This window comes from Pseudomonas sp. Sample_22 (assembly GCF_004307635.1).
Taxonomy (GTDB): domain Bacteria; phylum Pseudomonadota; class Gammaproteobacteria; order Pseudomonadales; family Pseudomonadaceae; genus Aquipseudomonas.
Genome location: NZ_RCNY01000016.1, coordinates 20,279 through 43,734, shown reverse-complemented (window position 1 = coordinate 43,734; position 23,456 = coordinate 20,279). Strand labels below are relative to the sequence as shown.

General features: G+C 59.2%; 19 protein-coding genes. 7 read left to right on the top strand and 12 right to left on the bottom strand.

Features of this window, described 5'->3' with window-relative positions; all coding sequences use genetic code 11:
* Positions 1 to 40: 40 nt before the first annotated feature.
* Positions 41 to 724, bottom strand: a complete 684-nt coding sequence (gene lolD, locus D8U73_RS03270) for a lipoprotein-releasing ABC transporter ATP-binding protein LolD (protein WP_177336614.1) — start codon at positions 722 to 724, stop codon at positions 41 to 43.
* A gap of 7 nt (positions 725 to 731) precedes the next feature.
* Positions 732 to 1,982, bottom strand: coding sequence for a lipoprotein-releasing ABC transporter permease subunit (locus D8U73_RS03265; RefSeq protein ID WP_056857030.1), 1,251 nt, complete (start codon positions 1,980 to 1,982; stop codon positions 732 to 734).
* A gap of 94 nt (positions 1,983 to 2,076) precedes the next feature.
* Between D8U73_RS03265 and D8U73_RS03260 the strand changes: the two genes are divergently transcribed.
* Both D8U73_RS03260 and D8U73_RS03255 read left to right on the top strand, forming a co-directional pair.
* Positions 2,077 to 2,658 carry a PilZ domain-containing protein gene (locus tag D8U73_RS03260; RefSeq protein ID WP_056857029.1) on the top strand — a complete coding sequence of 194 codons (582 nt, stop codon included), beginning with the start codon at positions 2,077 to 2,079 and terminating at the stop codon, positions 2,656 to 2,658.
* A gap of 14 nt (positions 2,659 to 2,672) precedes the next feature.
* A complete protein-coding gene (locus tag D8U73_RS03255; RefSeq protein ID WP_056857028.1) occupies positions 2,673 to 3,395 on the top strand; it encodes a glycerophosphodiester phosphodiesterase family protein in 723 nt (240 codons plus the stop codon).
* Between the two features lie 42 nt (positions 3,396 to 3,437).
* Here the strand turns inward: D8U73_RS03255 and sthA are convergent, their stop codons facing one another.
* From sthA to D8U73_RS03240, 3 genes are all read right to left on the bottom strand, one after another.
* A complete protein-coding gene (sthA, locus tag D8U73_RS03250; protein WP_053161582.1) occupies positions 3,438 to 4,832 on the bottom strand; it encodes a Si-specific NAD(P)(+) transhydrogenase in 1,395 nt (464 codons plus the stop codon).
* 207 nt (positions 4,833 to 5,039) lie between these two features.
* Positions 5,040 to 5,984, bottom strand: coding sequence for an FAD:protein FMN transferase (locus tag D8U73_RS03245; protein ID WP_241668495.1), 945 nt, complete (start codon positions 5,982 to 5,984; stop codon positions 5,040 to 5,042).
* Between the two features lie 222 nt (positions 5,985 to 6,206).
* Complete coding sequence (locus D8U73_RS03240) at positions 6,207 to 7,670, bottom strand: glyceraldehyde-3-phosphate dehydrogenase (RefSeq protein WP_056857026.1); 1,464 nt, start codon at positions 7,668 to 7,670, stop codon at positions 6,207 to 6,209.
* Between the two features lie 363 nt (positions 7,671 to 8,033).
* Between D8U73_RS03240 and mfd the strand changes: the two genes are divergently transcribed.
* Genes mfd through D8U73_RS03225 form a run of 3 tightly spaced genes read left to right on the top strand, consistent with a single transcriptional unit; the run spans position 8,034 to position 14,765 of the window.
* Positions 8,034 to 11,483 (top strand): transcription-repair coupling factor, encoded by a 3,450-nt coding sequence (mfd, locus tag D8U73_RS03235; RefSeq protein WP_056857025.1) that lies wholly within the window; start codon positions 8,034 to 8,036, stop codon positions 11,481 to 11,483.
* Between the two features lie 10 nt (positions 11,484 to 11,493).
* On the top strand, positions 11,494 to 12,060 hold the full coding sequence (locus D8U73_RS03230; protein WP_130903722.1) for a CsiV family protein: 567 nt from the start codon (positions 11,494 to 11,496) through the stop codon (positions 12,058 to 12,060).
* 11 nt (positions 12,061 to 12,071) lie between these two features.
* Positions 12,072 to 14,765: a DEAD/DEAH box helicase gene (locus tag D8U73_RS03225; RefSeq protein WP_130903721.1), complete on the top strand. Its 2,694-nt coding sequence runs from the start codon at positions 12,072 to 12,074 to the stop codon at positions 14,763 to 14,765.
* 141 nt (positions 14,766 to 14,906) lie between these two features.
* Here the strand turns inward: D8U73_RS03225 and nagZ are convergent, their stop codons facing one another.
* Positions 14,907 to 15,917, bottom strand: coding sequence for a beta-N-acetylhexosaminidase (nagZ, locus tag D8U73_RS03220; protein ID WP_130903720.1), 1,011 nt, complete (start codon positions 15,915 to 15,917; stop codon positions 14,907 to 14,909).
* A 158-nt stretch (positions 15,918 to 16,075) separates the two neighbouring features.
* Complete coding sequence (locus tag D8U73_RS03215; protein WP_056857021.1) at positions 16,076 to 16,783, bottom strand: TetR/AcrR family transcriptional regulator; 708 nt, start codon at positions 16,781 to 16,783, stop codon at positions 16,076 to 16,078.
* A 229-nt stretch (positions 16,784 to 17,012) separates the two neighbouring features.
* On the opposite strand from D8U73_RS03215, the gene lexA reads away from it, so the two are divergent.
* Positions 17,013 to 17,621 (top strand): transcriptional repressor LexA, encoded by a 609-nt coding sequence (lexA, locus tag D8U73_RS03210; RefSeq protein WP_056857020.1) that lies wholly within the window; start codon positions 17,013 to 17,015, stop codon positions 17,619 to 17,621.
* Positions 17,622 to 17,631: 10 nt separating this feature from the next.
* Positions 17,632 to 18,108 (top strand): SOS-induced cell division inhibitor SulA, encoded by a 477-nt coding sequence (gene sulA, locus D8U73_RS03205; protein ID WP_056857019.1) that lies wholly within the window; start codon positions 17,632 to 17,634, stop codon positions 18,106 to 18,108.
* A 91-nt stretch (positions 18,109 to 18,199) separates the two neighbouring features.
* Here the strand turns inward: sulA and D8U73_RS03200 are convergent, their stop codons facing one another.
* The 5 genes from D8U73_RS03200 to fadA form a co-directional block, all read right to left on the bottom strand.
* A complete protein-coding gene (locus D8U73_RS03200) occupies positions 18,200 to 18,433 on the bottom strand; it encodes a hypothetical protein (RefSeq protein ID WP_046041430.1) in 234 nt (77 codons plus the stop codon).
* 94 nt (positions 18,434 to 18,527) lie between these two features.
* On the bottom strand, positions 18,528 to 19,052 hold the full coding sequence (locus D8U73_RS03195) for a DUF6586 family protein (RefSeq protein WP_056857018.1): 525 nt from the start codon (positions 19,050 to 19,052) through the stop codon (positions 18,528 to 18,530).
* 141 nt (positions 19,053 to 19,193) lie between these two features.
* Positions 19,194 to 21,821 carry a type I DNA topoisomerase gene (topA, locus tag D8U73_RS03190; protein ID WP_056857017.1) on the bottom strand — a complete coding sequence of 876 codons (2,628 nt, stop codon included), beginning with the start codon at positions 21,819 to 21,821 and terminating at the stop codon, positions 19,194 to 19,196.
* Between the two features lie 114 nt (positions 21,822 to 21,935).
* A complete protein-coding gene (locus D8U73_RS03185) occupies positions 21,936 to 22,172 on the bottom strand; it encodes a DUF1653 domain-containing protein (RefSeq protein ID WP_007986363.1) in 237 nt (78 codons plus the stop codon).
* A gap of 98 nt (positions 22,173 to 22,270) precedes the next feature.
* Positions 22,271 to 23,446: an acetyl-CoA C-acyltransferase FadA gene (fadA, locus tag D8U73_RS03180; RefSeq protein ID WP_056857016.1), complete on the bottom strand. Its 1,176-nt coding sequence runs from the start codon at positions 23,444 to 23,446 to the stop codon at positions 22,271 to 22,273.
* Positions 23,447 to 23,456 lie beyond the last annotated feature (10 nt).

Here is a 23,456-nt window from a genome sequence, read left to right as displayed (position 1 = left end):
AAAAGACCCGAGGCCTGTTCAGGCCTCGGGTTTCAATCCGTCAGATGGGCGTCAGGCAACCTTCCTGCAAGTGCAGGACGCGGTCCATCTGGCGGGCGAGGTTCATGTCGTGGGTCACCACCAGGAACGCTGTGCGCATCGAGGTGCTGAGTTCCAGCATCAAATCCTGAATGCCTTCGGCGGTGTGCGAATCGAGGTTGCCGGTCGGCTCATCGAGCATCACCAGACCCGGATTGTTCACCAGAGCCCGGGCAATCGCCACGCGCTGCCGCTCGCCACCGGACAACTCGGCCGGTTTGTGCTCCAGGCGATGCCCCAGCCCCACCCGCTCCAGCAACGCCGTGGCACGCTGGCGCGCTTCGGGGATCGCAGTCTTGCCGATCAGCAGCGGCATGCAGACGTTTTCCAGCGCGGTGAATTCCGGCAGCAAGTGATGGAACTGGTACACGAAGCCAAGCGCGCGGTTACGCAGCAAACCGCGCTTCTTCTCGCTCAGCGCCGAGAGTTCTTCACCGTCGAGCCAGACGCTGCCCGTTGACGGCGTATCCAGACCACCCAGCAAATTGAGCAAGGTACTCTTGCCCGAACCCGACTTGCCGACAATCGCTACACGCTCACCCGGGTGCAACTCCAGTTGCAGACCGGCCAGTACCTCAACCGACTCCGGGCCTTCCTCGTAGGACTTGCCCAGGCTGCGGCAGCTCAAGATTGCTTTTTCACTCATGCCCGACTCACTCATAACGTAGCGCCTCCGCAGGCTGGGTGCGCGCGGCACGCCAGGCTGGATACAGGGTGGCGAGAAAACTCAGGACCAACGCCGCAGAGCAGACCATCACAACGTCCTGGCTCTGCACCTGCGACGGCAGATAATCAATGAAGTACACGTCGGCGTTGAGAAACTTGTGCCCGATCAAGCCTTCGAGGGCGGAGATCGCGGCACTGACGTTCAACGCGGCGAAGATCCCGACCACCGCGCCGATCGCCGTGCCGACCACACCGATGACCGTGCCTTGCACCATGAAAGTGCGCATGATCGTGCCCGGCGTGGCACCCAGCGTGCGAAGGATCGCGATGTCGCCCTTCTTGTCGTTCACCACCATCACCAGGGTGGAAATGATGTTGAAAGCGGCGACGGCAACGATCAGCAGCAGCAACAGGCCGATCATGGCTTTTTCCATGCGGATCGCCTGATACAGGTTGCCGTGGGTGCGCGTCCAGTCGCGGGCGTAGAAATGATCCTCGCCGAGCTCCCGGGCAATATTCCACGCGGTACGCGGTGCCTGGAACAGATCATCGAACTTCAGGCGCAGGCCCTGGACCTGATCCGGTTTCCAGCGATGCAAGCGCGCCAGGTCCTGAAGGTTGGTGATGCCCAGGTAACCATCGAGTTCGCCCGCGCCAACGTGGAAGATGCCCACCACGGTAAAGCGCTTCATGCGCGGGAACATCCCGGCCGGGGTCACCGTGACTTCGGGCGCCACGAACGTCAGCTTGTCGCCAACCGCCGCACCGAGTTTCGCCGCGGCCTTGTCACCGATGACAATGCCGAACTCGCCTGGCACCAGGTCGTCGAGTTTGCCCTGCTGCATGAAGTGATCGATGATCGACACCTGACGCTCCAGCGCCGGGTCAATGGCATTGAGCAGTACTTTCGAGACCTTGCCGTTGTTGGTCAGCAAACCCTGCATTTGTGTAAATGGCGCTACGGCCGTCACCTGCGGGTTCTGCTTGACCTTGGCGGCCAGGCTTTGCCAGTCGCTGATGGCTTCACCGGATTCGATGGTCGCGTGGGGCACCATGCCCAGCACGCGGGTGCGCATCTCATGATCGAAGCCATTCATGACCGACAGCACGACGATCATCACGACCACGCCGAGGGCGAGCCCGATCATCGAAGTCAGGGAAATGAATGACACAAAATGATTGCGACGCTTTGCACGGGTGTAACGCGTGCCGATAAATACGAAGAGAGGTCTGAACATGTCGGGGCTTGTTCGGAGGGAAAAGGAACGTCCTTGTGGCGGGGGTCGATAACCAGCTTTACACTCAGACCACCGCCGCTACCATGGGTTCGCCATGTCGACATTAGATGAAGAAGATCGCCGCGAATACTACCGTATCGAGGACACGATCGCACTGGAAATTCGGCCCCTGTCCGCTACCGAAGCCACAGGCCAGGAAGTGTTGCAGGATGCTTCCCCACTCTTCAACCTGCTCAGCGAATTGCACCTGAGCGAATTCGAGTCGCAGCACCTGTTGCGCCAGATCAATGAGCGCGACCGCAACATCGCCGCGTTCCTGAAGTCCCAGAACAAACGCATCGATTTGCTGAGCCAGGTCATCGCCCTGACGGTGCTCGGGCAAATTGGCGAACCGCAGCCGGTGATCATCTCCGAGGGTGGCATCGACTTCCAGCACCCCACGCCAATCGCCGCCGGCTCTCGCCTGTCGGTCAAGCTGGTACTGATGCCACAAGCCTTGGGTTTGTTGCTGCGCGCTCGGGTCACTCATTGCGACCGCAAGGGCGATGGTTTTGACGTCGGCACCGAATTCGAACACCTGACCGACGCCCAGCGGCAACTGTTGGCCCGGCATATCTTGCAAAAGCAGGCCCAGGAACGACGCCTGGCCCGCGAACAACTCGAATCAGGCAATTAATTTAAGGAAGAACCGTGACCCTCATCTACGGCCATCGCGGCGCCAAGGGCGAAGCACCGGAAAATACCCTGACCAGTTTTCAGGAATGTCTCAAGCACGGCGTGCGCCGCTGCGAACTGGACTTGCACCTGTCCAAGGACGGCGAGTTGATGGTCATCCACGACCCGACGCTCAAACGCACCACCGACCGGCGCGGCAAGGTAGCCGAGCACACGGCCGCCGAACTGGTGACGTATGACGCGCGCAAGGGTGGCCCTGGCTGGATCAAGCCGTGCCCGATCCCGACCCTGGAAGAGCTGTTCGAAAAATGCGATTTCGAGCATTGGCAACTGGAAGTCAAAAGCGCCTCACGCACCCGCGCCGCGACCACCGTTCTGGCGATCCGCGAAATGGCGCAACGTCATGGTTTGCTGGACAAGGTGACAATCACCTCAAGCTCCCGTGAAGTGCTCAAGGCCGCGCTGGACCTGGTGCCGGACGTTTCCCGTGGCCTGGTGGCCGAGTACGCCTGGCTCGACCCGTTGAAGGTCGCGGCAAGCTATGGCTGCGAGATTCTGGCGCTGAACTGGACCCTGTGTACGCCGGAACGCCTGCAAAAGGCGCAGCGCCAGGGGCTGCATGTGTCGGTATGGACAGTCAACGAGCCCGCGCTGATGCGCAGACTCGCCGACTTCGGCGTTGACAGCCTGATTACAGACTTTCCCGGTTTGGCCACTGCCACGCTCGAGAATTGCTGAAATCGGTCTCCCCGGCCGGCTCAGGCCACCGGCCGGAGCCGCTCAAAAAAGCCGGTTGAGGCCATCGTACGCCGCGACCCGATAGGCTTCGGCCATGGTCGGGTAGTTGAACGTGGTGTTGACGAAATACTTCAGGGTATTGAGTTCGCCCGGCTGGTTCATGATCGCCTGGCCGATGTGCACGATCTCCGAGGCCTGATAACCGAAGCAGTGCACGCCCAGCACTTCCAGGGTTTCGCGATGGAACAGGATCTTCAGCATGCCTTGCGGCTCGCCGGCGATCTGCGCACGCGCCATGCTCTTGAAAAACGCCTTGCCCACTTCGTACGGCACCTTGGCCTGGGTCAGCTCTTGCTCGTTCTTGCCGATCGAGCTGATCTCCGGAATGGTGTAGATGCCGGTCGGCACGTCGTTGACGAAACGCCAGCTGCCATTGTCGACGATACTGCCCGCAGCGGAACGGCCCTGGTCATGGGCGGCACTGGCCAGGCTCGGCCAGCCGATCACGTCACCGGCGCCATAAATGTTCTGGATGCCGGTGCGGTAATTTTCATCGACTTCGATCTGGCCACGGCCATTGACCTTCACGCCAATGTTTTCCAGACCGAGCTGATCGGTGTTGCCAGTACGGCCATTGCACCAGAGCAAGGCATCGGCCTTGATCTTCTTGCCGGACTTGAGGTGCAGGATCACGCCGTTGTCCACGCCTTCGACGCGGTCGTAGTCTTCGTTGTGGCGAACCGTGATGTTGTTGTTGCTGAAGTGGTAGCTCAACGCCTGGGAAATTTCCGAGTCGAGGAAGCTCAACAACTGGCCACGGTTGTCCACCAGTTCAACCAATACACCCAGACCACTGAAGATCGAGGCGTATTCGCAACCGATCACGCCGGCGCCATAAACGATGAGTTTGCGCGGGGTGTGGCCGAGGCTGAGGATGGTGTCGCTATCGTAGATACGCGGGTGGTGGAAATCGATGTCCGCCGGGCGATACGGACGCGAGCCGGTGGCGATGATGATGTGCTTGGCCACCAGTTTCTCGACCACGCCATTGGCGCAGACCACTTCGATGGTTTGCTCGTCGGCGAAGCTGCCGGTGCCGAAGAACACGTCGACGCGATTACGGGCGTAGTAGCCGGTGCGCGAGGCGACTTGTTTGGAGATGACTTTTTCGGCGCTTTTCAGGACGTCCGGGAACGAGAACCAGCGCGGCTCACCAATGGCCCGGAACATCGGGTTGGTGTTGAACTGCATGATCTGCCGGACCGAGTGACGCAGTGCCTTGGACGGGATGGTGCCCAAGTGAGTGCAGTTGCCGCCGACCTGGCGACGGCTATCAACCATCGCCACCTTGCGCCCTGCTTTGGCGGCGTTCATTGCCGCGCCTTCTCCCGCCGGGCCGGAACCCAACACCACCACGTCGTAGTTGTAGACAGCCATGCGTACTCCTCAGAACAGGCCGTGGCGCCATCGGCACCTGCGGCTAAATCACGCCAATCTGTGGCATGAAGGAACAATTTGGGGCCAGTGCAGAACCCGGACACAGTCTATAGAAGCGTCAACGCCGCGCACATTAACCCTTGGTCGCGTCGTAGGCTAGTTTTGCCTGCACTACAACGCCACTTTTCAGTGCTTGAAGCGCCGCAGTCATTCGGTTTTTCCAGCGTTGATGCGTTCAAAAGCGTGACTGGTACGTGTGACGAAACCTGTATCGGCACGGATCACAAAAAATGCGCCGATACCGTGTCTTTCCGCGTAATCCCAACCGCGCTCCGGGCCGAGTATCAACAACAGCGTCGATAAGCCATCGGCCATCAACGCCGAAGGATGAATCACTGTGACCGACGCCAGTGTGTGTGCGACCGGTGTACCGGTGCGGGCATCGAAGGTGTGGGAATAACGCTTTCCATCCTGCTCGAAATAATGGCGGTAGTCGCCGGAAGTGGACAGGCCGTAACCGTCGATGGAGACAATGCGCTCCACCACCTGCTGATTATCTCGTGGTTCTTCCAGTGCGATGCGCCATGGCGAACCGTCGGCCTTGTTGCCGGAGGCTTTGAGTTCACCCGTGACCTCGGCGAGATAGTCGTGGATGCCCATCGCCTCGAGTCGTGCGGCAATCGTGTCCACCGCATAACCGGCGGCGATACTGTTGAAGTCGACCTCGACGGCGGCGTTCTTGCACAACTGGTCGCCGTCGATACGCAGATGGGCATATCCCACGCGCTGCCGCACTTCGGCAAGCGCTTGCGCCGTCGGGACTTTTTCCTCGCGAGCCTGGGGGCCGAAGCCCCAGAGATTGAGCAGCGGCTCCACGGTCAAATCGAACGAACCTTCACTTTGCTCTGACAGCTGCTCGCCGACGCGAACCAATTCGAGAACCGGCGCGGGCATTTTCTGACAACTGTCGACGGGCAACCGGTTGAAGCGTTCGATATCGGAGTCGCTGCGGTAGGTCGACATTTGCCGGTCCACTTCGGCCAGGATCTTTTCGACTTCGACCCGCACCTCTGCCAGAGCGGGAATACCGACGTGACGAACGTATTTGATCGAATACGTGCTGCCCATGGTCTGGCCGCCAAAGCTTTGCATGGCGTCGCCATTGCTGCAGCCCGCTAATGCCCCGAACAACAGCAGATGAACCCAATGCCAACTTTTCAACAAGCCCGACGCTCCCGAAGACATCCCCTGACACCGCGCCAGAGCCCATCATTATGCATGTCCCTGCAAGGGCTGCCCTGCCTGCCCTTCCAGACACTGCACAAACAAAAACGCCCCGACCAAAGCCGGGGCGTTTTCATCTGCAGCTAAAGCTTAGCGCGGGAATGCTGGCGGGTTTACACCGGCCATGTCTTCCATCACGCGAACCACCTGGCAGCTGTAACCGAATTCGTTGTCGTACCAAACGTACAGTACAACGCGGTTGTCTTGGGTGATGGTCGCTTCAGCGTCCACAACGCCTGCGTGGCGAGAGCCAACGAAGTCGGTGGAAACCACTTCCTGAGAGCTGACGTAGTCGATCTGCTTGTGCAGATCCGAATGCATGGCCATCTGGCGCAGGTATTCGTTGATCTCTTCGCGCGTGGTGGCTTTTTCCAGATTCAGGTTCAGGATCGCCATCGACACGTTTGGCGTAGGAACGCGAATCGCGTTACCGGTCAGCTTGCCCTTCAACACTGGCAATGCCTTGGCAGCCGCTGTGGCAGCACCGGTCTCGGTGATAACCATATTCAGCGGCGCGGCGCGGCCACGACGGCTGCCCTTGTGGAAGTTGTCGATCAGGTTCTGGTCGTTGGTGAACGAGTGAACGGTTTCGACGTGGCCATTGACGATGCCAAACTTGTCGTTGACTGCCTTGAGCACCGGCACGATGGCATTGGTGGTGCAGGAAGCCGCCGAGATGATCTTGTCATCAGGGGTGATGTCGCCGTGGTTGATGCCGTGCACGATGTTCTTCAGCGCACCCTTGCCAGGTGCGGTGAGGATCACGCGGGCAGCGCCCGGGCAGGCCAGGTGCTGGCCCAGGCCATCGGCGTCACGCCATACACCGGTGTTGTCGACGATCAGCGCGTTTTCGATGCCGTACTGGGTGTAGTCGACTTCGGCCGGGCTCTTGGCGTAGATAACCTGGATCAGGTTGCCGTTGGCGGTGATGGTGTTGTTGGCTTCATCAATGGTGATGGTGCCATCGAACGGGCCATGAACCGAGTCACGACGCAGCAGGCTGGCACGCTTGACCAGATCGTTCTCGGCGCCCTTGCGGACAACGATGGCGCGCAGGCGCAGGCCGTCGCCACCACCGGTTTTCTCGATCAGGATGCGCGCCAGCAGACGGCCGATACGACCGAAGCCGTACAGGACAACGTCAGTGCCTTTGCGGGCGGAAGCGTTCTGCTGGCCAACCACGTCAGCCAGTTCTTCACGAACGAACTGCTCGGCAGTACGGTCTTTGCCTTCGGCCTTGAATTTGGCCGCCAGCTTGCCCAGGTCAACCGAAGCGGCGCCGAGCTTGAGCTCGCTCATCGCTTTGATCAGCGGGAATGTTTCGTGGACGGACAGCTCGGAATCGTCGGACTGACGGTGACGAGCAAAGCGGTGAGCTTTGAGAATCGCAATGACTGAACGATTGATCAGGCTGCGGCCATAGATCGAGCTCACCACGTTGTTATTGCGGTAGAGCTGACCGATAAGCGGAATCATCGCTTCTGCGAGTGCTTCACGGTCGATCCATTCACCAAGACACTGGTCGGGCTTCTGAGTCACGGGAACCTTCCACATGTAGGGGCAGAAAAAAGGGGCTACATTATGCCGCCGAGTGACGCGTGTAGCAATGCGCGCCTGTCGTGCGACCCGTAACATTTTCCTGTTCAAAAAAATTGCGCAGCGCTAAAGCCCAGTAAAACCGGGGCTTTCAGAAGAGTCAATTTTTTGGAGATATCGTTACCTTGTCCGTAACCCTCCGTAACACCCTGACGTTTTACCACTACATAATTGGATTTTTCCGTTAAAAAACCACGGTATTTTGTCTTTACCACTACATTTCACCAAACCTGCGTAATAGACACAGTCTGCAACTGACAGGCGGCACTCCGGGCCGCTACAATTACCGACTTTGTCGCAACGCTTGGAGCTCAACCTTCCGTGCCCGTTCTGCGTCTACCGCTTCTCCCTGCCGCGGCAGGTAAACAGCACTGGGGCAACCTGCCCGGTGCCGCCCTGAGCCTGGCCATTGCCGAGGCCGCCAGCGCTGCCAAGCGCTTCACCCTGCTGCTTACAGCCGACAGCCAAAGTGCCGAACGACTGGAACAGGAGCTGGGGTTCTTCGCCCCGGATTTACCTGTGCTGCATTTCCCCGATTGGGAAACGTTGCCCTACGATCTGTTCTCGCCGCACCAGGACATCATTTCCCAGCGCATCGCCAGCCTGTACCGGCTTCCGGAATTGAGCCATGGCGTGCTGGTGGTGCCGATCACCACGGCCCTGCATCGCCTGGCGCCGACCACCTTCCTGCTGGGCAGCAGCCTGGTGCTGGATGTCGGGCAAAAGCTTGACGTCGAGCAAATGCGCACCCGGCTTGAAGCCAGCGGTTATCGCTATGTCGATACCGTGTACGAACACGGCGAATTCACCGTGCGCGGTTCGCTGATCGATTTGTTCCCGATGGGCAGCAAACTGCCGTATCGCATCGACCTGTTCGACGATGAAATCGAAACCCTGCGCACCTTTGACCCGGAGAACCAACGCTCCATCGACAAGGTCGATTCGGTCAAGCTGCTGCCGGCCAAGGAATTTCCGCTGCAAAAAGAAGCGGTCACTCGCTTCAAGGCGCGCTTTCGCGAACGCTTCGATGTCGATTTCCGGCGCTGCCCGATCTTCCAGGACCTGAGCAGCGGCATCACTCCCGCCGGCATCGAGTACTACCTGCCACTGTTTTTTGAAGAAACCTCGACCCTGTTCGATTACCTGCCCCAGGACACGCAAGTGTTCTCGCTGCCCGGCATCGAACAAGCCGCGGAGAACTTCTGGAACGACGTGCGCAATCGCTATGAAGAACGCCGCGTCGACCCGTCCCGTCCTTTATTACCGCCCGCTGAACTGTTCCTGCCGGTTGAAGATTGCTTCGCACGCCTGAAAAACTGGCCGCGCGTAGTGGCCAGTCAACAGGATGTAGAAAGCGGCGCTGGCCGCGAACGCTTCCCCGCCCGGGAGTTGCCGAACCTGGCGATCGAAGCCAAGGCAACCCAACCGCTGGCGGCACTGGCGGGCTTCCTCGATCAGTTCCCGGGCCGTGTGCTGTTTACCGCGGAATCCGCCGGCCGTCGCGAAGTGCTGCTGGAACTGCTTGAGCGTTTGAAGCTGCGACCAAAAACCGTCGATAGCTGGCCGGACTTCGTCGCCGGTAAAGAACGCCTGGCAATCACCATCGCACCGCTGGATGAAGGTTTGTTGCTGGACGATCCAGCCTTGGCGCTGGTGGCCGAAAGCCCGCTGTTCGGTCAGCGCGTGATGCAGCGTCGGCGCCGCGAAAAGCGCGCCGACGCCAACAACGACGCCGTCATCAAGAACCTCACCGAGCTGCGTGAAGGCGCCCCTGTAGTGCATATCGACCACGGCGTCGGGCGCTATCTCGGCCTCGCGACACTGGAAATCGACAGCCAGGCCGCCGAATTCCTCGCTCTGGAGTACGCCGAGGGCGCCAAGCTCTACGTGCCGGTGGCCAACCTGCACTTGATCGCCCGCTACACCGGCAGCGACGACGCCCTCGCCCCACTGCATCGCCTCGGCTCCGAGACCTGGCAGAAAGCCAAGCGCAAGGCTGCCGAGCAAGTACGCGATGTCGCAGCCGAGCTGCTCGACATCTATGCCCGCCGTGCCGCCCGCGAAGGCTATGCCTTTGCTGACCCGAAAGCCGATTACGCCACCTTCAGCGCCGGTTTCCCTTTCGAAGAAACCCCCGACCAGCAAACCACCATCGAAGCCGTGCGCGAAGACATGCTCGCGCCAAAACCGATGGACCGACTGGTCTGCGGTGACGTGGGTTTCGGCAAGACCGAAGTGGCGATGCGCGCCGCGTTCATCGCCGTGCATGGCGGTCGCCAGGTAGCGATTCTGGTGCCGACCACCCTGCTCGCCCAACAGCATTACAACAGCTTCCGCGACCGCTTCGCCGACTGGCCGGTGACCGTGGAAGTCATGAGCCGCTTCAAGTCGGCCAAGGAAGTGAACGCGGCAGTGGCGGATCTCGCCGAAGGCAAGATCGACATCGTCATCGGCACACACAAGCTGCTGTCCGACGATGTAAAAATCAAAAACCTGGGGCTGGTGATCATCGACGAAGAACACCGATTCGGTGTGCGCCAGAAAGAACAGCTCAAGGCCCTGCGCAGCGAAGTCGACATTCTCACGCTGACCGCCACGCCGATTCCGCGCACGCTGAACATGGCGGTATCGGGCATGCGCGACCTGTCGATCATTGCCACGCCACCGGCCCGACGCCTGTCGGTGCGCACGTTTGTCATGGAGCAGAACAAGAGCACGGTCAAAGAAGCCCTGCTGCGTGAGCTGCTGCGTGGCGGCCAGGTCTATTACCTGCACAACGACGTGAAAACCATTGAAAAATGCGCCGCCGAACTGGCTGAGCTGGTGCCGGAAGCAAGGATCGGCATCGGTCACGGGCAGATGCGCGAACGCGAACTCGAACAGGTGATGAGCGACTTCTACCACAAGCGCTTCAACGTGCTGATCGCCTCGACCATCATCGAGACCGGCATCGACGTGCCGAGCGCCAACACCATCATCATCGAGCGTGCCGACAAGTTCGGCCTGGCCCAGCTGCACCAGTTGCGCGGCCGGGTCGGTCGCAGTCACCACCAGGCGTACGCCTACCTGCTGACGCCGCCGCGCCAGCAAATCACCGCGGACGCGGAAAAGCGCCTGGAAGCGATCGCCAACACCCAAGACCTCGGCGCGGGCTTCGTGCTCGCCACCAACGACCTGGAGATCCGAGGCGCCGGCGAACTGCTCGGCGACGGACAAAGCGGGCAGATCCAGGCAGTCGGTTTCACGCTGTACATGGAAATGCTCGAACGCGCGGTGAAGTCGATCCGCAAGGGCGAGCAGCCGAACCTCGATCAACCTTTGGGTGGTGGCCCGGAAGTCAACTTGCGCGTACCGGCGTTGATTCCCGAAGACTATCTGCCGGACGTTCACGCCCGCCTGATTCTCTACAAGCGCATTGCCTCGGCCACCGACGAGGAAGGTCTCAAGGATTTGCAGGTGGAAATGATCGATCGTTTCGGTTTGCTGCCGGAACCCACCAAGAACCTGATGCGCATCACCGCCCTGAAATTGCAGGCCGAGTTGTTGGGCATCAAGAAAGTCGATGGCGGCCCACAAGGGGGGCGCATTGAATTCGCGACACAAACGCCGGTGGACCCGCTGACCCTGATCAAACTGATCCAGAGCCAGCCAAAACGCTACAAGTTCGAAGGAGCCACGATGTTCAAGTTCCAGGTTCCGATGGAGCGCCCGGAAGAGCGCTTTAATACTGTAGAGGCGCTGTTCGAGCGCCTCATTCCGAAAACTGCTTGAAGGACGCCGCATGCGCCTGTTTCGCTCACTGACCCTGCTGATGACTTTGGTCGCACCTACGGCGTTTGCCGATGACCTGTATCAGGTCGAAATGATTCTGGTCCGTCAAAACGCCGTGCCGGCGATTGTCAGCCGTGCCGCACCGGAAGACTGGGATGCCGGCGCCAAGCGCATCGACCCTGACAGCTTTCGCACGCCGAGCCTCAATCCAGAAGTGGAAAAGCTCACCGCCAGTAACGACTACAGCGTCCTGATGCATAAAGCATGGCAGCAGACGCTGGGAGAAACACCGGTCAAGGTGGCGATCAGCGATGGCAAGGAGCAGTTCGGTCAGTTCCCTATCGAAGGCACCCTCGATCTAAAACTGGGGCGCCTCACCGATGTTGACGCCGACTTCTGGGTCAATCAGTTCAACGCCGATGGCCTGGTGACCGCCAGCGAACGCCTGAAACAGGAAAGTCATACCAAAAACGGCCAACTGAACTTCCTCGACGCCGGCCACCTCGGCCTGCTGATCAAGATCACTTCATTGACGGCGCCCGCCCCGCGGGAAGCCCCTGAAGTCGTCCCTGACTGATTGAAGTCCTCATGTCCGCGACCCTGAGCAAACCCCTGGCACCTTCCTGGGTCAGCCGATTCAAGGAACAGAGCCTGGAGCGTGGCCGCCGCTACGCACTGGAAAATCGCGTCAGGATCGTCGAAGCCGGCGACGCCACCATCATCGCGGCTTGCGAAGGCTCTGGCGGTAACGTTTACCGTCAGACCATTCGCCTGCGTGAGTCGGCCAAAGGCACCCTGCTGATGGTCGATGCCATCTGCTCCTGTCCGGTTCACAGCAACTGCAAACACTGCGCTGCGGTACTGCTGCAAGTACAGGAGACCCTCGCCTACCCCGCTGCCGCCAAAGACGCCGAACTCCTGGAAAAACTTCAAGCCGTGCTGGAAAACCGTAGCCCCAAGGCCCCGCCGCAAGTCATGGTGGACAACGTGCAGCCAGTGCCGCGCCTGTGGCTGGCGAGCATAGAGTTCAGTGCCTTCGAGCCGCGCAATGGACGGATGCAGCGCTACATCCAGCATCGCGCTGCGCTGTCTTTCAGCTATCTGGACGAATACGTTAGCGGGCAGAAAAACACTGACATCCTGATTCGCCAGGAAACACAGACGCTACGGATAAAACGTCAGCCGGAAGTGGAACAGTCCTACCGTGAACAGCTACGGATCCTCGGTTTCAAAATCGCCACCCGGCAGAGCAAGGCCCTGCCGGAAAGCGCCGGCGAGCTGTTCGAGATGGTCAATGACAGCGCCTGGCTGACCTTCACCCTCAACGATCTGCCCAAGCTTCGAACCCAGGGCTGGGAGCTGCAGATCAACGAGGACTTCGGCTTCGACCTGACGGCCGTGGATGACTGGTACGCCACGGTCGAGCAAACACCGGAACGGGACTGGTTCGATCTGGAACTGGGCATCATCGTCAACGGCGAGCGACTGAGCCTGCTGCCCATCCTGCTGAACCTGATGCGCTCGCACACCGAGCTTCTCAACCCGGAACGTCTGGCTCGGCGTCGTGACGACGAACTGATCCTGGTGAACATTCCAAACCGGCCGAATTCCGAGTACGGCCCCCTGCAAGTCGCCCTGCCTTTCGGTCGCTTGAAACCGGTGCTGGCAACGCTCGGCGAGTTCTATCTGCAAGAGCCGGGCGAAACCACCTTACGCCTGAGCAAGGCCGACGCCACGCGCCTGAATCCGCTGGAAGACCTGCCCTTGCTCTGGGAAGGTGGCGAGCAGATCCGCACCTTTGCCCAGCGTCTGCGCGACATCAAGGATTACACCGCCACCGTCCCCGAAGGCTTGAACGCAACGTTGCGCCCCTATCAGCTTGAAGGCTTGAGCTGGATGCAATCGCTGCGGCAACTGGAGGTGGGCGGGATTCTCGCGGACGACATGGGCCTGGGTAAAACCCTGCAAACCCTGGCGCATGTGCTCACCGAAAAAATTGCCGGTCGCCTCGACCGCCCGTGCATGGTGGTGATGCCAACCAGCCTGATTCCCAACTGGCTCGACGAGGCGGCGCACTTTACGCCGCAGCTCAAGGTCCTGGCTTTGTATGGCGCCAGCCGCAAAAAGCATTTCGAGCATCTGGCGGATTACGACCTGATCCTGACCACCTACGCCTTGCTGCCCAAGGATGTTGACCGTCTAGCCGCACAGCCGCTGCATGTACTGGTGCTGGACGAAGCGCAATACATCAAGAACCCGAACAGCAAGGCTGCACAAGCGGCCCGGGAACTGAACGCCCGTCAGCGCTTGTGCCTGAGTGGCACCCCGCTGGAAAACCACTTGGGTGAGCTGTGGTCGCTGTTTCACTTCCTGCTGCCAGGCTGGCTCGGCGACGTGAAAAGTTTCAATCGTGATTATCGAGTGCCGATTGAAAAGCGCACCAGCGAAGTAAGACTTCAGCACCTCAACGGTCGGATCAAACCTTTCCTGTTACGCCGAACCAAGGAACAGGTCGCTACCGAACTGCCGCCGAAAACCGAAATCATCCACTGGGTCGAACTCAACGAAGCCCAGCGCGACATGTACGAAACCATGCGCCTGGCCATGGACAAGAAAGTCCGCGACGAGATCACCCGCAAAGGCGTGGCTCGCAGCCAGATCATCATTCTTGAGGCGCTGTTGAAGCTGCGCCAGGTGTGCTGTGATTTGCGCCTGGTCAACGACGCCACCCTACCGACGCGCGGCAGCACGTCAGGCAAGCTCGACAGCCTGATGGAAATGCTCGAAGAATTGTTTGAGGAAGGCCGAAGGATTCTGCTGTTCTCGCAGTTCACTTCAATGTTGTCGCTCATCGAAGACGAACTGAAAAAACGCGGGGTGGACTACGCGTTATTGACGGGCCAGACCCGCGACCGACGCACACCCGTGAAAGATTTTCAAAGCGGCAAGCGTCAGATTTTTCTGATCAGCTTGAAAGCAGGTGGGGTCGGCTTGAACCTGACGGAAGCGGACACCGTGATTCATTACGATCCGTGGTGGAACCCGGCGACGGAAAATCAGGCAACTGACCGCGCCTATCGTATCGGCCAGGAAAAGCCGGTTTTCGTCTACAAGCTGATTGCACGCGGCACGGTCGAAGAGAAGATTCAGCACCTGCAGAAGGAAAAATCCGACCTTGCGGCGGGGGTACTGGACGGGCGTCAGGCTGGGGACTGGAAACTGCAGAGCGATGATATCGAAGCGTTGTTTGCGCCGTTGCCGGATAAGCTGGAGAAGCGCTGAGATTTTCAGCAGCTCAACTCCCCCTCCTCGCGAGAAGGTTCGCGCCAACAGTGATTCATGTCGGCTTCAATATCAAAGCCAAGCAAAAATCAAAATGTGGGAGCGAGCCCGCTAGCGATGGGGGGCTATTCGATTCAGTCGTCAACCAATCAATTGAGCTTCTTTGAGCGCTCCGACGGCAGCCAGCCAGCGTGGATCCTGACGATATTCAGTGCTCGCGAACGAGTGCCCGCGCATCCGAGCGATGCGTGCGGAGGGCTTGACCTTCAGCCTTTGCGCGGCACTCAGGGCCAACTCGGCCGCAGCACGATCGTTGCACACCAGGCCCATGTCGCAACCCGCCGTCAGCGCCGCCTCAATGCGACTCGCGGCATCGCCCACCACATGGGCGCCTGCCATGGACAGGTCGTCGCTGAAAATCACACCATCGAACTGCAACTCACCGCGCAGGATGTCCTGCAACCAGCGACGGGAGAAGCCCGCAGGCTGGGAATCGACTTGCGGGTAAATCACGTGGGCCGGCATGACAGCGGCCAATTGCTTGCTCAATCTGGCGAACGGCACCAGGTCGTTGGCACGGATGTCGTCAAGACTGCGTTCATCGTTCGGAATTGCGACATGGGAGTCCGCCTCAGCCCAACCGTGGCCAGGGAAATGCTTGCCGGTGGCCGCCATGCCGGCGCTGTTCATACCGCGAATGAACGCGCCAGCCAACAGCGCTGCACGCTCGGGATCACCTTCGAACGAGCGTGTACCCACTACTGCACTGCGCTGGTAATCAAGGTCAAGCACCGGTGCAAAGCTCAAGTCCAGGCCAACGGCAAGGACTTCGGTGGCCATGATCCAGCCGCACTGTTCGGCCAGGAATTCGGCATTCGGGTTATCGGCGATCGCACGCATGGCGGGCAACCGAACGAATCCCTGACGCAGTCGCTGAACTCGTCCGCCCTCCTGATCCACCGCCAAAAGCAGGTCAGGACGAACGGCACGAATCGCTGCGCTCAGTTCCCGCACCTGGCGCGGATGCTCGATGTTGCGGGCAAAAATGATCAGGCCACCCACTTCAGGTTGACGCAACAGTTGGCGATCTTCAGCCGTCAGCCAGGTACCGGCGACGTCCACCATCAACGAGCCTTGCAGGCCAGCAGTCATAGAGATTCCTTGATAACGATAAACCCGGCTCGCGCGAAATCGCCACCGCAGGCAGTGCCCGGTTGATCGGCGACATTATTTGGCAGCGGGAGCAGAACGAGAGTCGGCATGGGCGGCTAGCTTAGCGGATGTAAGCAGCCGCGCCCACCCGTAAGCGGTCAAACCTTGGCGGCAACCGGTGTCGATTTGCTGCGCGGACGCAATTGTGCGGTAGCCATGGCGGTGTCGGTGACACCTGATTCGGCACGCATGCCGGCGGCGAGGAACGGCACCATCAGGCGCATGACCTGCTCGATGGAGGTGTTCACACCAAAATCGGTCTCGGCAATGGCGCGCAAGGCCTTGATCCCGGACATGCTGAAGGCTGCCGCACCCAGCATGAAGTGCACGCGCCAGAACAGCTCGATCGGTGGGATACGCGGCGCAGCTTCATTGACCAGCATCATGTAACGGCGGAACACCTTGCCGTACATGTCTTCCAGGTAGCGACGCAAATGCCCCTGGCTCTGACTGAACGCCAGACCCAGCAAACGCATGAAGATGGACAGATCGTTACCGCTGCGAGGCTGGACCACCAGCGCTTGCTCGACGAGGATTTCCAGGAGTTCTTCGAGCGTCGGCTTGTTTTCAGGCTTGGCCTGACGACGCTCAAGCTCTTTATCGAGACTGATGCAGAACGGCCCGAGGAATCGTGAGAAAACCGCTTGGATCAGCGCCTTCTTCGATCCGAAGTGATAGTTCACCGCCGCCAGATTGACACCGGCCTTGCTGGTGATCAGACGCAACGAGGTTTCAGCGAAACCTTTTTCCGCGAACAACTGCTCGGCAGCATCAAGGATGCGTTCAACGGTTTCCGACTGGGCCATGGCTACTCCGCCTGACAAACACTTGTTTGAAACATACGTTTCAGCCTGTGCCTTGTCAAGCCTGGCAGTCCGTTTTGGGAACGGTCAGTCAGATATTTAACCATACAACGGCAAAGCTTCAATCCATTGGCTTATCGACCGTCTGGCGGGCAGTAAAAAAAGGGGCATTGCCAAGACCGTTTCACTGTATATAATCCCAGTCACTGTATAAAAAGACAGAGCGATCAATATGCTAAAGCTGACGCCACGCCAAGCCGAGATTCTGGCCTTCATCAAACGCTGCCTTGAAGACAACGGCTACCCGCCAACCCGTGCGGAAATCGCTCAGGAACTGGGTTTCAAATCGCCCAACGCGGCGGAAGAACACCTCAAGGCGCTGGCTCGCAAAGGCGCTATCGAGATGACCCCCGGTGCTTCCCGCGGCATTCGCATTCCCGGTTTCGAAGCCAAGGCCGACGATTCTACCCTGCCAATCATTGGCCGGGTTGCAGCCGGAGCGCCAATCCTTGCCCAACAGCACGTCGAAGAATCCTGCAACATCAACCCGGCGTTCTTCCACCCCCGGGCTGATTATCTGCTGCGGGTTCATGGCATGAGCATGAAAGACGTCGGCATTTTCGACGGCGACTTGCTGGCGGTCCATACCACTCGCGAAGCCCGCAACGGCCAGATCGTGGTTGCGCGGATCGGTGACGAAGTGACCGTCAAACGCTTCAAGCGCGATGGCAGCAAGGTCTGGCTGATTGCAGAAAACCCGGAATTTGCGCCTATCGAAGTGAACCTTAAAGATCAGGAACTGGTGATCGAAGGCTTGAGTGTTGGCGTAATTCGCCGCTAAAGGAGGCTTTATGCAGTTCCCACACACACCACAGCAAGCCCAACTGCCTCTGCTGTTCGAAGCGTTCATGGCGCCGCCGCTGGAGCCAATACTGAAAGAAGTGGTCGAGTCGCCGTGGAGCACCGACCCGGAAGTCTTCAGTGAATTGTCTCTGCGTGGTGCTGCCGGGAACTGCCTGAACCTTCTGGCGCCGATTCTCAGGGAGTTGAGCGAGGAACAGGATGCCCGCTGGCTCACACTGATTGCCCCGCCTGCCAGCCTGACCCAGGCCTGGTTACGGGATGCCGGACTTAATCGCGAACGCATTCTGCTGTTGCAACCACGTGGCACACAGAGCGCCCAGCAGCTGACCTGCGAGGCCCTTCGCCTTGGTCGCAGTCATACGGTTGTCAGTTGGTTGAACCCACTGAGTTCAGCGTCGCGGCATCAGTTGATCAGCGCTGCTCGAACCGGGGATGCGCAAAGTTTGAATATTCGATTGGGTTAACTGGAAAGTGGCGCCCACTCGGGCCGCGCCGGGCTTCTCCAAGGACAGAGAAGCCGATATGAATCGAAATGTGAAAAACCGACAGACGGGATCAATGAAGGACCCGCGAACCCTCTTCCTTGTCGAATTCACCTTCCACCAGGCGTCCAGCCATCTGCACGCCGACACTCAACATCGCCTTGGCAACTTCTACATGCTGGCCTTGCAGGAACGCCTTGGCATCCTCGGAGAAATCCAAAGTAACCAGAGAACCCTCGTCCTCAGCCCTTCGCAGCTCGATACGGCCGTCTGGTAACTCAACAATTTCTAGAAAGGACGTTGGCATAAAGGTTTGTTCTCCACGAAAGGCGGGGATTATATAGGCATCGGCCATGCTTCGCTCGGGATCTTGACCAGATGCCATCCCGAAACTGTTTCTGTCAGCACTCGTTCAGGCCTTCACGAAAGCGGATCGCCAACCCCTTCAGATTCTGACGCCAGCTCTCCAACTCCTCACGACTCAGCTCTTGAGGCGCTTGCTCTTCATCGAGATTTACCGCCAGGATCAAAGGCTGAGTCACGTCGCCTTTAGGCTTGTGCGGTGCACGCGGGGGTTGAAACAGCGCCGCGTGGGCCGCCAGCAGCTTGGCCAACCAGGTTTCCGGGTTGTTGGCCAGTTCAACCATCTCCGCCATTTCCGGGATGGCAATGCTGTCCAGCACTTCACGAGTCAGCAACGACTCGGCCCGGGACGCATTGGCTTGAGGCAAGCGATAGAAACCGGCAATCTCATGACACAACCCCAACAGCGCCCCATACAAGTGAAACAGCGCCGATTCGCGTCCGGCCTGAATCAGCGCCAGGGAGTTCATCGCTCGTCCCTCTTCAGCCTTGGCGAGAGCTTCTAGCGACAGGCCGGCGAAGTAAATTTTCTGGTTGGTACGGGTATAGAGTTCGTGGGCCATGACGGCAGCCTCCACAACGAAATAATTGCTTGATGCAGGTCGGACAGTGTCGTGGATCACTCGATCCGACCGCAAGCACAAAACAAAAAGGCCGCATGAAAACCCTAGGTTTGTCATGCGGCCTTTTCAGTACCCGACGATTTACGCCTTCGCAGTCGGACGCTTGTCTTCGACTTTCCACTTGCCGCCGTCGTAGAACGCTTTCCAGCCCGTCGGTTTGCCGTCGACTTCGGTCTGGACGTATTGCTCCTTGGTCTTGCGGCTGTAGCGGATTACCGCTGGCAGACCGTCCGGGTCTTTCTTCGGTGCTTCGCACAGGAAGTGGTACTTCGGATCGATCTCATCCTTGTGCGGGATGATTTCCATGACCAGAGGAGCACGGGTCTCGCGGTTTTTCGGGAACTGACTGGCCGCAAGGAACAACCCGGAAGCACCGTCGCGCAGGATGTAGGTGTCGTTGACCTTTTCGCATTTCAGCTCAGGCATCTTCACCGGGTCCATCTTCGGCGGCGCCGCGTCACCGCTCTTCAGCAGCTTGCGAGTGTTCTTGCAGGTCGGGTTGGTGCAACCGAAGAACTTGCCGAAACGGCCAGTCTTGAGTTGCATCTCACTGCCGCATTTGTCGCATTCCAGGCTCGGGCCTTCGTAACCCTTGATGCGATAAGTACCCTCTTCGATTTCGTAACCATCGCAGTCCGGGTTGTTACCGCAGATGTGCAACTTGCGCTTTTCATCGAGCAGATAGGCATCCATCGCGGTGCTGCAGATCGGGCAGCGATGCTTGCCGCGCAGGACCAGCGATTCCGACTCACCCTCGTCGTCCGCAGCGATTTCGTCGCCCGGCACCAGGTTGACGGTGGCCTTGCAGCGCTCTTTCGGCGGCAGGCTGTAGCCCGAGCAACCGAGGAATACACCGGTCGACGCGGTACGAATCTGCATCGGACGGCCGCAGGTGGTGCACGGAATGTCAGTCATCACCGGCTGGTTGGCACGCATGCCGCTTTCCGGACTTTCAGCCACTTCGAGTTTTTTCTTGAAGTCACCGTAGAACTCGTCGAGCACGTTTTTCCAGTCGCGTTCGCCCTGGGCCACGTCATCGAGATGCTCTTCCATGCCGGCGGTGAAGCCGTAGTCCATCAGGTTGGAGAAGCTCTCGGCCAGACGCTCGGTGACGATGTCACCCATCTTTTCCGAGTAGAAGCGACGGTTGTGCAGCGCCACGTAGCCGCGGTCCTGGATGGTCGAAATGATCGCAGCGTAGGTCGAAGGACGACCGATGCCGCGTTTTTCCATTTCTTTTACCAGGCTGGCTTCCGAGTAACGCGCCGGCGGCTTGGTGAAGTGTTGGGTCGGATCAAGCTTGATCAGCTTCATCGCATCACCCTGGGCCATGTCCGGCAGCACATCGTCATCACCTGGCTTGGCGATTTGTGGCATGACGCGGGTGTAACCGTCGAACTTGAGAATACGGCCCTTGGCGCGCAATTCGAAATCGCCAGCCCCGACAGTCACGGTGGTGGACAGGTACTGCGCCGGGAGCATCTGGCAAGCGAGGAACTGGCGCCAGATCAGCTCGTAGAGACGCTCAGCGTCACGCTCCATGCCCGACAGCTTGCTTGGCTCGGTATTGGCGTCAGATGGACGAATCGCTTCGTGAGCCTCTTGTGCGCCTTCCTTGCTGCTGTAGACGTTCGGAGTTTCCGGCAGATACTTCTTGCCGAACTCACCTTCAATGTAGGTCCGCGCCATCGCCACGGCATCGGTCGACAGGTTGGTGGAGTCGGTACGCATGTAAGTGATGTAGCCGGCTTCGTACAGACGCTGGGCCATCATCATGGTTTTCTTCACGCCGAAGCCCAGCCGGTTGCTTGCGGCCTGCTGCAGGGTGGACGTGATGAACGGTGCCGACGGCTTGCTGCTGGTCGGCTTGTCTTCGCGCTTGACGATGCTGTAGCTGGACGCCTTGAGCTTCTCCAGCGCGGCCATGGCCTGGGCTTCGTTGAGCGGCTTGAAGGCTTCGCCCTTTTCGCGAGCGACGTCGAAACGCACAGTGGCGCCTTTGGCGGTGCCGAGGTCGGCGTGAACTTCCCAGTACTCTTCCGGGATGAACGCACGGATCTCGCGCTCACGCTCAACCACCAGTTTCACCGCAACCGATTGCACACGACCGGCCGACAGACCACGGGCGATCTTGGCCCACAGCAGCGGCGAAACCATGTAACCCACGACGCGATCGAGGAAACGACGCGCCTGCTGGGCGTTGACACGGTCGATGTCGAGTTCACCCGGCTGGGAGAAGGCTTCCTGAATCGCCTTCTTGGTGATTTCGTTGAACACCACACGCTTGTAGCGGCTGTCGTCACCACCGATGGCTTCGCGCAGGTGCCAGGCAATGGCTTCCCCCTCGCGATCCAAGTCGGTTGCGAGATAGATGGTGTCAGCATCCTTGGCGAGCCTGCGCAGCTCTTCGATGACCTTTTCCTTGCCCGGAAGGATCTCGTACTTGGCTTTCCAGCCATGCTCGGGATCGACCCCCATGCGGGCAACCAGCTGCTTGCGCGCCTTTTCTTTGGGCGACAAGGCCGGCGCTTCGCCCGCAGCAGCCTTGCCGCGCTTGGCGGCGGGCTCTTTGCTGGCGCTAGCCGAACCGCTGGTGGGCAGGTCTCGGATATGGCCGATACTCGACTTCACCACGTATTCGTTGCCCAAATACTTGTTGATGGTCTTGGCCTTAGCCGGGGATTCCACAATGACCAGCGATTTGCCCATGGATCAGAAAATTCCTGAATTCGAGAAGTGAAAGGCGGTTGGCGCCTGACGCGGCACCGCTATATATAGTGGCAACAAGGTGAGGTCAAGCGCAGGGTTTTGCGCGCACTCAGCTTATGGCTTGGTAAAAAGGCTTTCTTCGGCCTGCACCAAAGCAAAGCGTGGCACCTGTTCGCCGTCAACCTCGACGGACTCCAGGAACATGCTCAAGGGACGCACCCAAAAGCCGTAATCGCCATACAGGGCTTGGTAGAAGACCACTTCTTCTTCGGTTTCCGAATGCCGCGCAACACTGAAAACGCGGTACTGCGGACCTTTGTAATGTTGGTAGAGCCCTGGTTGTATCGGCATGCTTTGGCCCTCACTCAAATTTTTTCAAAATAAAAACAAAATAAATCCGGAAAAACAAAAACCGGGGCACTTGGCCCCGGCTTCCATCAACGAGACGCTTAAACGCGTTCGAAGACGGTGGAGATGCCTTGGCCGAGACCAATGCACATGGTGGCGACCCCGAGGTTGCCGCCATTTTGCTTCATCACGTTGAGCAAAGTGCCGGAGATACGCGCACCGGAGCAACCAAACGGGTGACCCAGGGCGATCGCGCCGCCGTGCAGGTTAACCTTCTCGTTCATCTTGTCGAGCACTTTCAGATCTTTCAACACTGGCAAGGCCTGTGCGGCGAAAGCTTCGTTGAGCTCGAAGAAGTCGATATCGTTGATGCCAAGGCCCGCGCGCTTCAGTGCTTTCTGTGTGGCCGGTACTGGACCATAGCCCATGATCGCCGGGTCCACACCTGCCACTGCCATCGAACGAATCACAGCCAAAGGCTGAATGCCCAGGTCCTGAGCACGTTGCGCCGACATCACGATCATGCACGAGGCACCGTCGGTGATCTGCGACGAAGTACCGGCTGTCACGGTGCCGCCCTTCGGATTGAACGCTGGCTTGAGAGCCGCCAGGCTTTCCAGGGTGGTTTCCGGACGAATGGTTTCGTCGTAGTCGAAGGTTTTCAGGAAACCGTTTTCGTCGTAGCCCTGCATCGGGATGATTTCGTCTTTGAACTTGCCTTCCACGGTCGCCTTATGGGCGAGTTGGTGGGAGCGCACGCCGAAAGCGTCCTGTTGCTCGCGAGTGATGCCGTGCATTTTGCCCAGCATTTCAGCGGTCAGGCCCATCATGCCCGAGGCTTTCGCCGCGTACAGCGACATGTGCGGGTTCGGATCGACACCGTGCATCATGCTCACGTGACCCATGTGCTCGACGCCGCCGACGACGAACACGTCACCATTGCCGGTCATGATCGCTTGCGCAGCGGTGTGCAGCGCGCTCATCGACGAACCACACAGACGGCTGACCGTCTGGCCGGCCGACGTGTGCGGGATCTGGGTCATCAGCGACGCCATGCGCGCGATGTTCCAGCCCTGCTCCAGCGTCTGGTTCACACAGCCCCAGATCACGTCTTCGACTTCGCTCGGGTCAACCTTGACGTTACGTTCCAGCAGTTTGCTGATCAGGTGCGCCGACATGTCTTCGGCGCGGGTGTTACGGTGCATGCCGCCCTTGGAGCGGCCCATCGGAGTACGACCGAAGTCGACAATCACGACGTCTCTAGGATTCAAGCTCATAAGTTCACTC

Coding starts and splice junctions, on each gene's coding strand:
- topA (WP_056857017.1), bottom strand. CDS start 21,821: ATGGGCAAATCGCTGGTCATTGTGGAATCCCCGGCTAAGGCCAAGACC.
- D8U73_RS03195 (WP_056857018.1), bottom strand. CDS start 19,052: ATGGCCCACGAACTCTATACCCGTACCAACCAGAAAATTTACTTCGCC.
- D8U73_RS03225 (WP_130903721.1), top strand. CDS start 12,072: ATGTCCGCGACCCTGAGCAAACCCCTGGCACCTTCCTGGGTCAGCCGA.
- D8U73_RS03245 (WP_241668495.1), bottom strand. CDS start 5,984: ATGCAAAGCTTTGGCGGCCAGACCATGGGCAGCACGTATTCGATCAAA.
- lexA (WP_056857020.1), top strand. CDS start 17,013: ATGCTAAAGCTGACGCCACGCCAAGCCGAGATTCTGGCCTTCATCAAA.
- D8U73_RS03265 (WP_056857030.1), bottom strand. CDS start 1,982: ATGTTCAGACCTCTCTTCGTATTTATCGGCACGCGTTACACCCGTGCA.
- sulA (WP_056857019.1), top strand. CDS start 17,632: ATGCAGTTCCCACACACACCACAGCAAGCCCAACTGCCTCTGCTGTTC.
- D8U73_RS03200 (WP_046041430.1), bottom strand. CDS start 18,433: ATGCCAACGTCCTTTCTAGAAATTGTTGAGTTACCAGACGGCCGTATC.
- D8U73_RS03240 (WP_056857026.1), bottom strand. CDS start 7,670: ATGTGGAAGGTTCCCGTGACTCAGAAGCCCGACCAGTGTCTTGGTGAA.
- D8U73_RS03185 (WP_007986363.1), bottom strand. CDS start 22,172: ATGCCGATACAACCAGGGCTCTACCAACATTACAAAGGTCCGCAGTAC.
- nagZ (WP_130903720.1), bottom strand. CDS start 15,917: ATGACTGCTGGCCTGCAAGGCTCGTTGATGGTGGACGTCGCCGGTACC.
- D8U73_RS03230 (WP_130903722.1), top strand. CDS start 11,494: ATGCGCCTGTTTCGCTCACTGACCCTGCTGATGACTTTGGTCGCACCT.
- fadA (WP_056857016.1), bottom strand. CDS start 23,446: ATGAGCTTGAATCCTAGAGACGTCGTGATTGTCGACTTCGGTCGTACT.
- sthA (WP_053161582.1), bottom strand. CDS start 4,832: ATGGCTGTCTACAACTACGACGTGGTGGTGTTGGGTTCCGGCCCGGCG.
- lolD (WP_177336614.1), bottom strand. CDS start 724: ATGAGTGAAAAAGCAATCTTGAGCTGCCGCAGCCTGGGCAAGTCCTAC.
- D8U73_RS03215 (WP_056857021.1), bottom strand. CDS start 16,783: ATGGCCCAGTCGGAAACCGTTGAACGCATCCTTGATGCTGCCGAGCAG.
- D8U73_RS03260 (WP_056857029.1), top strand. CDS start 2,077: ATGTCGACATTAGATGAAGAAGATCGCCGCGAATACTACCGTATCGAG.